This is a genomic window from Ruminococcus sp. YRD2003 (assembly GCA_900109435.1).
Taxonomy (GTDB): Bacteria; Bacillota; Clostridia; order Oscillospirales; family Ruminococcaceae; genus Ruminococcus; species Ruminococcus flavefaciens_G.
The window spans coordinates 34,527-45,633 of sequence record FNZT01000009.1; the positions used below are offsets into that span (position 1 = coordinate 34,527).

Annotated in this window: 7 protein-coding genes; 4 read left to right on the forward strand and 3 right to left on the reverse strand. The window is 52.6% G+C overall.

The features are described from left to right. Positions 1–89: 89 nt before the first annotated feature. From BMX22_RS08325 to BMX22_RS08335, 3 genes are all read right to left on the reverse strand, one after another. Positions 90–3,572 carry a right-handed parallel beta-helix repeat-containing protein gene (locus BMX22_RS08325; RefSeq protein ID WP_074742014.1) on the reverse strand — a complete coding sequence of 1,161 codons (3,483 nt, stop codon included), beginning with the start codon at positions 3,570–3,572 and terminating at the stop codon, positions 90–92. A gap of 257 nt (positions 3,573–3,829) precedes the next feature. Further along, positions 3,830–5,395 (reverse strand): hypothetical protein, encoded by a 1,566-nt coding sequence (locus BMX22_RS08330; RefSeq protein WP_074742015.1) that lies wholly within the window; start codon positions 5,393–5,395, stop codon positions 3,830–3,832. A gap of 71 nt (positions 5,396–5,466) precedes the next feature. Next, entirely contained in the window at positions 5,467–6,024 is a 558-nt protein-coding gene (locus BMX22_RS08335; RefSeq protein ID WP_074742016.1) for an RNA polymerase sigma factor, read from the reverse strand. Between the two features lie 436 nt (positions 6,025–6,460). Between BMX22_RS08335 and BMX22_RS08340 the strand changes: the two genes are divergently transcribed. From BMX22_RS08340 to BMX22_RS08355, 4 genes are all read left to right on the forward strand, one after another. Further along, positions 6,461–6,838: a GntR family transcriptional regulator gene (locus tag BMX22_RS08340; protein WP_074742017.1), complete on the forward strand. Its 378-nt coding sequence runs from the start codon at positions 6,461–6,463 to the stop codon at positions 6,836–6,838. Next, positions 6,835–7,764, forward strand: coding sequence for an ABC transporter ATP-binding protein (locus BMX22_RS08345; RefSeq protein WP_074742018.1), 930 nt, complete (start codon positions 6,835–6,837; stop codon positions 7,762–7,764). Before BMX22_RS08340 ends, BMX22_RS08345 begins: the two co-directional genes overlap by 4 nt. Beyond that, positions 7,736–10,027: a hypothetical protein gene (locus BMX22_RS08350; RefSeq protein ID WP_074742019.1), complete on the forward strand. Its 2,292-nt coding sequence runs from the start codon at positions 7,736–7,738 to the stop codon at positions 10,025–10,027. Before BMX22_RS08345 ends, BMX22_RS08350 begins: the two co-directional genes overlap by 29 nt. Positions 10,028–10,101: 74 nt before the next feature. Beyond that, positions 10,102–10,989, forward strand: a complete 888-nt coding sequence (locus BMX22_RS08355; protein ID WP_074742020.1) for a hypothetical protein — start codon at positions 10,102–10,104, stop codon at positions 10,987–10,989. The last annotated feature ends 118 nt before the right edge of the window (positions 10,990–11,107 follow it).

Here is an 11,107-nt window from a genome sequence, read left to right on the forward strand (position 1 = left end):
AAGAATACAGCAAGAAAAAAGAGGATCCATAAAGATCCTCTTTTTCCATATCATTATATTCCTTGGGGAATGTGGATGGCAGTTTCAGCTCACTTCTCGGGCAGAGCGGTTATCATGCCCGCATCAAGCATCTGGATAGAGAGCGCATCTCTTGCGGTTATACCGTCGCCGCGAGCGTAAACGTCAGCATTGTCGGCAGCCTCGGGAGTCAGCGGGTACTTGTCCCTGTTTGCGATGAACTGGAGTATCGCGACCGCGTCCGCAACAGACACCTTCTTGTCGAGGTTGACATCACCGAGGAGCGAGCCCGCAGGAGCCGCAGTAGACGTGGTCGCAGCTGTAGTAACAGTCTCGGATTCGGTAGTTGTAGTCTCGGCAGAAGTCATAGTTGTCTCGGTAACTGTCGTAGTAGTGACCGTAGTGGTTGCCTCAGAAGTGGCAGTAGTTCCCTCAGCGGGAGCGCTGTCCGAGTATACCGTGGGAGCAGAGCTCTGTGATATGCCTGAAGCCATATGGTAGCCGAGCGCCTTATAAGTGCCGTTTGTCTCGGCGAAGCCCGCAGGCTTGGGAGAGCCGTCCGCGTTTCTCCATGCGGAATGGAAGTCCGTACCCATAGCGGGAACATTCAGCGTGATGAAGTCGCTATCGGCAGGAGTCACCACATCGCCCACCTTGGGCTGAGAGCCGTCCGCATTGAACGAACCTGCGCTGTAGTAGTACTTGGAGTTATAGTAGAGCGCGTTCTTGACAACGCCCTTGAACTTGTCATTTGTGAGCTTGATCCCGGGAGCGTTTGTCTTCGAGACCCTGCTTGTATTGTAGTAAGTGATGGTATTCTGTATATCAGCATCAGCTGCATTTCTGTATACCATGTAATTAGCCTTGCCCTTGCCGCCGATGCCGTTGTTGTAGGCAGTGCAGTTCTTCATAACACCGAACAGCGGGTTGTTGTTATCGGTAAAGCCGCAGTTGAGGTTCTCGAAAGCGAGGCAGTTCTCAACAACGTGGCGTGTACCTACAGCGCCGCCGCCGAGCTTGAAGCCGTTGCCGTCGCAGTCGCCGTAGCCCTTGCCGTCCTCGGTGAAGCCGTTGCGGAAGGCGATGGAGTTCTTGATAGTCACCACGCCGATAGGACCTGTAGCCTCCTTGGCGTAGAGATCCCAGCCGTCGTCGGAGTTATTGTAAGCGATACAGCCGTCGAAGATGTTGCCCTCTCCGCAGGTGAGCTTAGCGGCAAAGCCGTCAGCGTTCTCCATGGTAGCAGTGTCGCAGTTGTTGCGCGAGGTGCAGTTCTTGACGAGGTTATTGGTCGGCCACTGAGCGACGGAGCTGTACGAGGTGTTGAGTCGTGACAGCTGCAAGCCCGTATCCTGGTTGTTCTCGAAGATCATATTTTCGATGATATTGTTGTCGCCCGAGAGGAGCATACCGTTATCGCCCGCATTGGCGACAGTGAAGCCGTAGAAGTGCCAGTAGCTTCCGTCGAGGACGAATCCGCGTGCAGAAGAGCTCACTTCCTGACCCGTGAAGTCGAACTTTACCTTAGCGTTGGGGTAAGCGGCAATGGTCTTGTACTGACCCTGAGCGCCCGCATTAGCTTCTTCGATGAGGATAGTTGAGGTATACTTATAAGTGCCTTCCAGGAGGTAAATGAAACCTCCTGCCTGCACATTCTTTATCGCGGTGAGCACGTCGGTCGGCGAGTTATAGGACTTTCCGTCGCCGCCTCCGTTCGGGGAAGCGTAGATGACCTTTTCGCCCGAGAACGGATAACTGCCGTTGCTTGCGGGAGGAGTGACCGTCCCCTGCGACGAAGTTGTCGCAGCGGTGGTCTGTATATCGGTAACAGCCGCAGTCTGGGTGGTGACAGGTGGCTGATACTGAGTCGTAGTTGACACGGGAGCGGGGGTATTGTCTTCCTTGAATCCGCTTCCGATAGAAGTTATCTTGTCCTTGTAGTTCACAAGAGCGCTCTTGAGAGCGGTATTTACAGCATAGCTCTCGTCGTCGGCGGAGTTGTCGAACTGCCACTTGAAGTCGCCGCCGTCGACGCGTCCTGCTCCTGCCATAACTATAGCGGGAACGTCCTCAGCCTTGTCGGGAGTATAGCTGTACATGATGCTCGAATCGGTATCGAAGTTGTTGTAAGCCGTGCCGCCCTGCTTTGTCTTGACATTCGCGGGCACTTTTTCATTGCGTGAGGAAGCTTCATACGCGTCGAAATCGGAGTTGTTCTGCGCGTATGTGACATAAGCCTTCTGACCGCTCATAACGTTGCCGAAAGCCTTGATGATACCGCCGTTCTCGCCCGAGAAGGTGCCGCCCGTCACAATATCCGAGCCCTGCATGGAGCTGAGCATGGGGTACTTGCAGTTACGGAAAGCGTTGTTCTCGACGAAGCAGGAAGAAGTCAAGGTAACACCAACGCCGTACTTGGCATTGCCGTCGAAGTAGTTGTTGTAAACGTGAACGGAGCACGTTCTGATACGCGGGTGGCGCGAATCGGAGTGGTCGTACCAGTTGTGGTGGTAGGTGATGTAGTTTGAGGTCGTCTCGTCCTTCATGCCCTGGAGATTGCACTTTCCGTTATCCCAGAAGTGGTTGAAGGAGTGAGTAACATAGGTCGACTTCTTTGTATCGAGAGCGCCGTCGCCCTTTGCCTGGTCGGCATCTGAGCCCGCATCGCCGTAGAAGAAGTCGCAGTTATGCACCCAGATGTGGTCATTGCCCTGCTGAAGACCGCAGTCATCTCCCTCGGAGCTGTTGCAGTTCATAAAGCCGAGGTTGCGCACCTCACAGTTGGAGGTATTCTTGAGCACGAGACCGAATCCGTTGAGGGTCGCGTCACTGCCGATACCCTCGATAGTGAGACCGCAGGTAGCGGTATCGACGTAGAGGTCGCCCTTGTTGAGCGTGGCGGGGTCGGTGATGTTGCCGATGAATCGGATGCAAACAGGTCCGACTTTTGTGTTGCTCTTGAGACCCGTGATGATGTTCTGAACTCCCGTGAGCTGGGTGTTTGCGCCCTTCTTGTCGGGGAGCGTAACGGAAACGCTGTCCTTGTTTGCATTAGTAACGTATATGACAGTGGCATTGCTCTTGAGCGTGCCGTCGTCGTTGTAAGCGCCCGAGGAGGAGCCGTTCTTGAAGCCGAAACCCTCGCGCTTGTGAGCTGTAGCTGTGGCAGAGGTCTGTCCCGCCTTGGAGTTGTCCTCATTGCCGTTTATCACGGGGACTATCTTCATAGTATGACTGCCTGCCTTCAGACCCACAGCGTCAGCTCTCATGTAGCCTGCGTACTGTCTGATGAGCATAGAGTCTATCTTCGCGCCGTCAACGTAAACGTTGTAGCCCGAAGCCCCCGAAACAGAAGACCACGTAGCATACATACCCTCGCCGTAACCCACAGCTGAAAGCACCTTGACGCTGCTTTCAGCTGCGACGGCTGTCATAGCCGTATCAGAGAGGTTAGTGATGAACGAGTCGGAAAATGTTCCTGTAGCTGCGGAAGCAGCCATAACTGCGGAGAAAACAGCAGCTGCGGTTCTCTTTGCAAAAGATGAATTATTCATGATCATTCCCTCCAGAAGTGACCGTTTTTCGCGAACGGCCGTTAATGATAGCGGGGGGAGGATGTGCCCTATGCACATTTTGGCTCCCCAAATTTCCCATGATTTCATTATAAACCAAAAGTTGACAAGATTCAATGATAAATAGTACTGATTAACTGACATATCGTCCTGTAAATTAAAAAATGTTACGCGCAATAATTCATAACCGCCTTTATAAATGCGAAAGGGCGCAGTGTTCGGACTGCGCCCCTGCATATTTATTCATTAACTATCTTTTGCTCAACAGGATACAGATTTGAGATACGCCAGCCGTCGTCGGTCATGCAGAGGGTAAACTCTCTCGTCTCCTCATAACGGGCTTTCGCGCACACATATTCGGTCTTTCTCACAACGTGGATATCGCCGTCAGAGGTGAGCTCCGCGGTGAATTCATCGTCGTCGGACCACGTATGAACGCCCGAATTGTCGTAGAACTGTTCAAGGATATACCAGCAGTCCCCCTTATCAATGAAGGTGCTGCCGCTGTAGTAATCCCATTCCTCGTCGGGCGTTATAACGAGAGCCTCCGCCGCAGCTTTGCCGTCCTCGGAGAAAATCTCGAAGCAGCGCTCTCTTGCGGCTTCTGCGTTCGGGAACTCATTGTCCGTGATGAGGCAGTAGGTGTTGTGATAGCGGATACCCGCTTCGTCAGCCTCCTCCTTTTCAAGGGTAACGGAGCGGTCGATATCGAGCGCCTGACCGCACATCTTGTCGATAAACCTGTAATACTCGTCAGTGAGCTCTCTTGCGGCAGCCTCATAGTCCTCGGAATCGGCTTTTGCAGGAGCCTCGGCGATGTATTCCTCATCAGTGTAGACAGGCTTGATATCGTCTATACGCCAGCCGTCATCGGTATTGACGATAGTGAAAATTTTCTCTGTCCGATGGCTGTGCTCATCCACGACAATGCGCGGGAAATCAGCGGGGTCGGCGTTCATCTGCTCCTCCCACGAGCCAAGCTTATCAACGCCTTCAAAAGCCGTTGAAACATCGTATCGTGAAGCGACAGCCTCAATGTTTCCGTCGGGAGTTATACTGACGGTAATATCGTCGTCCCACTCCTTCAAGCCGCTGTTCCAGTCAGCCTTGTCATATCTTGCATACCAGCCCGTATCGTCCGAGAAGAACGGCGTGTAGAAATCAGTCTTGGAGGCGTCCACGCAGTTTTCGAGCATATGTTTAGCGTAGTCCTCTGTATATACCGCCCTCATCTCAGCCTGAACGTCCGCCCAAGAGGGATATCTCTCGTCGGTCACACGGTAGTATTTGACCTTTACCTCTCTTCCGTGCTCCTTGTCTCCGTACCACGCATTCTTATAGACAGGCGAGGTTCTGTCGACCTCCATATCGGCGCCCGTGCGGAAATTCATCAGTGCCTGTTCCCGGAGGATAAGCTCCTCGGCGATAGCAGCGGCTTCCTCTTCTGTCAGCTCCTCTGCATCGGTGACAGCTTCGGTCTCGACCTCGGCACTGTCCTCAAGCTCAGCCGCAGGAGCAGCTCCCATGCGGTTTTTCAGCAGCAGACCGCCTCCGCCGAGCCCTCCGAGCACGAGTGCGAGAGCCGCCGCAAAGCCGACAAATCGGGAAGTTCCTCTGCCGCGGCGCACCTCAACTCCCGATACGAAGTCGGCGTGCTCCTCGCCTGCATTTATCCTCTCGGAGATTCGGGCACAGAGCTCCTCTTTTTTCGTGTCGCTGACCATAGGGTGCGAATCAGCGACCTTTTTCAGTGTTTCGTCGTCCGCAGCTGCAAAGAGCTCGGACAGATTCGTCATCTTGTTCATAGTTTCCTCCTTTAAAGCACCGAGCGGGCGTGCAGTTTTGCGGCTGCTCACCGCGCTCCTTGAGCGTTTGTTTACAGTGTTACGCCAAGCTCCTCGAGCTCAGTGCGAAGCCGTTTCAGCGAGCGGCTGAGTCGCATTCTGACCGCCGCAGCCGAAAGACCGACGATACGCGCGATCTCGGCGGAGCTTCTTCCGAAGAAGTATTTTTGGATAATAATGGTCGAGTCGGGCTCGCCGAGCTCGTCTATCTTCACGAGCGCAAGCCGCAGAATTTCGGAATTTTCCGCGCTTTTCTCCACATTCACCGAGCTGTCGGGGACATCGCCTGCCGCCTCCTCGGGGACAGTATAGAACTCCGAAGCAGCTCTTGCCCGTTTAAGGTTAAGAGCCTTATTGCGGGCAGCAGCGCCGATATACGCCTGCATATCGCCCGCAGTGCGGGTATCGAGGTGCATTATCACGTCAGCGAAGACGTCCACGACGCAGTCCTCGGCGTCTTTGGAGCTTACCCGCCCGCCGAGAGTTCGGTACACTACCGCGAGCGCATAGGCGTGATACTGCGCGAAAAGCTGCCGATAGCTGTCGCCGTGCGGAGAAGCGGAAAACCGTTTTATATGTTTGTCTTTCATTGAAGCCTCCTTTGAAGTCCTGCAAGACTGCTTCACTAATATAAACAACGGAAACGTGAAAGTGCAACAGGTTTCCGAAAAAATATTGGGAAGGGTGTCCCTTCGGGCGGTTTTGCAGGATACCGAAAATGCCCCGCAGGTTTACGGCACGGCAGTCCGCTTTTTTGTTAAGTTAAGCGCAAAGAGGGGAGTGCGTATTATTAAAACACTTTACCTATTAATTATTTTGAGAACAATTGTTCCACGTGGAACAATTGTTTTGCAACGACTGCTTCATGGCTGTATTTCGGCAACTAAGCCGCTTTGGCACTCGTCGGGGTTTTTTTCTTTTTTTTTGCAAAAAAAGGCTTGACAAAAGGGGGCAAAAGTGATATCATAATGGTGTAACATATGTACTACCCGATATAGTACACTCCCAACAGAAAGGAGGAGGTATATGTTTTCTATCGACCTTACCAGCAGGACTCCCATTTACGAGCAGATATACGAGAATATCATCGGTCTGGTCGTAAAGGGCAGACTCGCCGAAAACGACCAGCTTCCGAGCGTGCGGGCGTTCGCGAAGGACGCGGGAGTCAACCCGAATACCGTTGCGAAAGCCTATCAGGAGCTCGAAAGGACGGGCATAATCTACTCGGTGCCAGGCCGCGGCAGTTTCATCGCAAAGCCCGACAGTGCCGTATTTCAGGGCGCAGTCCTCGCAGACTTCGACAGCGCGGTGCTTGCCTGTGCCGACAGAGGGATAGACAAGCAGGTACTCACGGAACATCTCGACAATATCTACACTAAACATGGGAAAGGAGAACAGCTATGATCGAGCTAAAAAATACCGTCAAGAAGTTCGACAGCTATACCGCTCTGAACGGCGTAGACCTTAAAATAGAAAAAGGTACGGCTTTCGGTCTTCTCGGCTCGAACGGTGCAGGAAAATCGACGATACTTCGCCTGCTCTCGGGCATTTACAAGCAGGAGAGCGGCGAGGTCCTCATCGACGGACAGCCCGTATACGACAATATCGCCGCTAAACAAAAGGTCTTCTTCATCAACGACGAGACCGTTCAGTTCGGCAGCTTTACGCTGAAGGGACTGAAAAATTACTACAAGACTTACTATCCCAACTTCTCGGAGGAGCTGTTTGAGTCGCTCCGCAAGCGCATAAACCTTCCGCTGAACAAGAAGATAAACACCTTCTCGAAGGGCATGAAGCGTCAGGCTATCGTTATTATCGCGCTCGCGTGCAGGACCGACTATCTGCTCCTCGATGAGGCGTTTGACGGTCTCGACCCGACTATGCGTATCATCGTTAAGAAGATGCTCGTGGACGCGATGCTCGACAGACAGCTCACAACGATAATCTCATCGCATAATCTCAAGGAGATAAACGAGGTCTGCGATACTGCCGCACTCCTCCATAACGGAAAAATAGTCTTCTCGCGCGAGATAGACAGCCTCAAGGGCGAGGTCCACAAGATACAGGCGGTATTCCCAAAGAATGCCGACGGATCGGCTGCGGACTACTCCAAGGAGGACTTCGCCTCTACGGGGCTCGAGATACTCCACTTCGAGAGGAGCCAGAGTATCTACTACATCATCGCCAAGGGAGACGAGGACACCGTCCGCGCCGCATTTGCTCCCAAGGAACCGCTTCTTCTCGAGATGATACCGCTTACTCTTGAAGAGATATTTATTTATGAACTGGAGGTGCTCGGTTATGACAGCAACGACATCAGCGGCAACTAAAAGCTTCTTCGGAAAGCGCTTTCTGACCGACCTGCTCGAAAACAAAAAGGTCTTTATCATCAACTCGCTGCTCGAGCTGCTCGGTCTTCCGATCGCCTCGGTATTGCTGATAATTGCAGCATACGTCGATAAACTTGAGGAAAAAGATACACAGCTCTACGTCGACCTGTATGTGCTGCTGGTACCTTTCATCTGCATTTCTGTAGGTACGGTGGCAATAAGCATACTCCTCGGATTCGTTATCGCGCTTTTTCACTTTAACTACCTGTACCGAAAATCCGTCGTGGATATGCACTACTCGCTCCCGCTGAGCAATACCCAGCGCTTCTTCGCGGATTATCTCTCGGGTCTCTCTATCTACCTCATACCCGTTCTCTTTGCCGTGATACTCAGCTCGGTCATCCTCGGCATAGGCAGCGTTTTTGTGGATATGGGCGAATTCTGGAAGGTCGCGCCCTACATCTTCAAGGCGGGAATGGTGGTCATTGTAGGTATGATCATGCTCTATACGATCTCCGTATTCTCGCTTGTGTTCTGCGGAAGTACCTTTGAAGCTATTTTCAGCATCATCGCTGTGAATACACTTATCCCCGCCACTATCTGCTGTGTGTGGCTTGCTGTAGTGACTACGTCCTCTTACGGAATGGTCGGCGAGAGCATATTCTACAGCCCTGTATTCACCGCTACTTCGCCGTTCGGGGCTATGGTGTTCTTCTTCATGTACCTCTTTGACGGTGTCGAGCGCAGTATGGAAGACACAGGCAGCTACTACGATTCAATGCTCGTCCGCTGGATGATAGTGGCAGTTGTAATGACAGCGCTTTACCTTGTGGCATCGTTCCTGCTCTACAAGCTGAGAAAGGCTGAGAGCGTATCCAAGCCCTATGTTTACAAGGCTTTCTTCTATGCTATAGGCGCTGCGTCCGTATTCTGCATTATGTCGCTCCTCATCGCTTCTGGCATAAACATCATCTCCGCTGCTGTTTCGGGCATAATCATCTGCGGCGTAGGCTGGTTCATCATGGAGGTCATCGCAAGAAGAGGCTTCAAGCGCTTCTGGACAGCTCCGCTCGGATTTGCTGCCGTTGTCTGCGGCGTATTCCTCGTGTGCGGTATCTGCAAGGTGACCGACGGTTTCGGCGCTCCCCGCCATGTGCCCGCTGCTATCAGCGTCGAGAGCGTCTCCATTGACGTCAACGACAATTCTATCTTCCCCTATGAGGTGAGCGAGGTCTCGTTCAGGGACAGAGACGTCATCAAGGCTGTGACTGCGCTCAATAAGGACGTTGTGAACAGACACTTCCACTTCGATGACTACTCCTACAGCGAAATGGATCAGATAGACAGAGATAAAGACCGCTATGACCACCAGAATATCGAGATAACCTATCAGACTATCTACGGTTCGACAGTGAAGAGAGAATATAACGTTATGAGCTTTATGCTCTCTGATGTGGTGCAGACTGTGCTCTGCTCGGATGAGTATGCCGAAAAGGCTGCCGACGAGGTCGCTGTCACCGCTGCAAACGTTTCGAGCAGCGGCAAGTACTACAGCAGCTACTCCGATGTCAGAAAAGACAAGGTCGGCGGAAGACTCGAGATAAGCAATAAGCTCGGTCAGTCGGAGGGCTCTGTCTCTCTCGGCTACGAAAGCCTCGCCAAGCTCCGCGACGCCTATATGAAGGATATCAGGAATATGACTCCCGAGCAGCTCAGAGACGGTAATGTCTCCTGTATGTTCGGACGTTACTGGGTGCTCGACAGCTTCGAGAATACCCTCGGTATCCTCGCTGAGCGCGACCTGTCCGTCAACAGGATAGAGAGCAGCGATATCTCGGGCGGCGGCTATTTCACGAACGGTGAGGATGTTCGGACTACCGGCGATATCGAGATAATCAACTCGCCGCGGTTCTACTCCAGACCCAAGGACTTCTTCGGCAAAGACTCCAAGAGCAGCTACAGCAGATACTACTATGGCAGCGGTTACTACGGCAGCGGCGACGACTTTGAGAAGTATTCGGAGCTCGATGCGATCACTTCCGCTTTCTCCGATAATTCTAACAGCGGCTACTACTACGACGGCTCGATGGAGTCGGAGATGGTTGTCGACGATGCGCTCCTCATGCTCCTGAATAACGCTACCCCCATTATCATCAACGAGAAGCCTATCGCTATTGTCCACTACACGAACTCCACTACTCTCTATATCCGCGATAACCCCGAAAACAGGGCGCTTTTAAAGAAACATTACTACGGCGACTAAAGGCAACACCGCACAAAGCCCGCCTGAAGGCTTTGTACGGTATTGCCTAAAGACAAAATGTTCAGACAAAAGAAATGAAATATATAAGAAAACTCTTCGGCGGCATTGATCTGACGTGGAAACGCCTGCTTATACTCTCTGTGGCGGCAGGCGTGATCCCCGGCGTTCTGCTCTGTATCCCCTTCCTTGAGGATACCTCCTTCACCGACAACGGGGCGACCTATGAATGGTGGGTATTCCTCGCAATCGTCATTATTACTAACTGCAAGAAGCCCCTCGAAGCCGCCTGCAAAACTTTCGTATTCTTCCTCATCAGCCAGCCCCTCATCTACCTCGTACAGGTGCCCTTCTGCTGGCTGCACTGGGACATATTCACCTACTACCCGCCGTGGTTCATGCAAACTCTGCTCACTTTTCCCGGCGCTTTCCTCGGCTGGTTCGTGACTAAGAAAAAGTGGTACAGCCTGCTAATACTCCTGCCTATGACGGCTCTGCTCGCTTTGACTTGTATGAGCTACCTCCACGGGATGCTGTATCAGCCTCCGCGGCACTTGCTGACTGTGTTATTCTGTGCGGCGGTGATGTTCGTGCTTGTGCTCGGAATCTTCGAGGACAAGAAGCTCATAGCCGCGGGTTGTATCATCAACGCGGTCCTGCTCGGTATATTCTTCTTCACCGACGTTTACGGTCAGCCGCACGCCGTTACGAATATATGTCCGAGAGACCCCGACGGCGCGCTCGACCCAAATGTGAATTATACCGCCGTGTCCTCAAACGAGGATGTGGTCAGGCTGCACTACGAGGAAAAAGGTCTTCCGCAGGGATGGCAGGCAGAGTTCTACAAGCGCGGGACGGCTCAGCTGACATTCACAGGCGACGACGGAAGCGTGATAGTCTATGACGTGTCTTTCGGCGATAACTTCGATATCCGCTTCGATGTCGCCGAAAAGACGACTGCCTAAGGGCTGTACCTATACGGAAGTATTACGGGACATATATCGGGGGAAACCTTTCTGAAGAAAGGTTCTCCCCCGAACCCCTTTCCAAAGACTTTTAGTCCAAATTTTGCCCCTATGGGGT

Coding starts and splice junctions, on each gene's coding strand:
- BMX22_RS08325 (WP_074742014.1), bottom strand. CDS start 3,572: ATGAATAATTCATCTTTTGCAAAGAGAACCGCAGCTGCTGTTTTCTCC.
- BMX22_RS08330 (WP_074742015.1), bottom strand. CDS start 5,395: ATGAACAAGATGACGAATCTGTCCGAGCTCTTTGCAGCTGCGGACGAC.
- BMX22_RS08335 (WP_074742016.1), bottom strand. CDS start 6,024: ATGAAAGACAAACATATAAAACGGTTTTCCGCTTCTCCGCACGGCGAC.
- BMX22_RS08340 (WP_074742017.1), top strand. CDS start 6,461: ATGTTTTCTATCGACCTTACCAGCAGGACTCCCATTTACGAGCAGATA.
- BMX22_RS08345 (WP_074742018.1), top strand. CDS start 6,835: ATGATCGAGCTAAAAAATACCGTCAAGAAGTTCGACAGCTATACCGCT.
- BMX22_RS08350 (WP_074742019.1), top strand. CDS start 7,736: ATGACAGCAACGACATCAGCGGCAACTAAAAGCTTCTTCGGAAAGCGC.
- BMX22_RS08355 (WP_074742020.1), top strand. CDS start 10,102: ATGAAATATATAAGAAAACTCTTCGGCGGCATTGATCTGACGTGGAAA.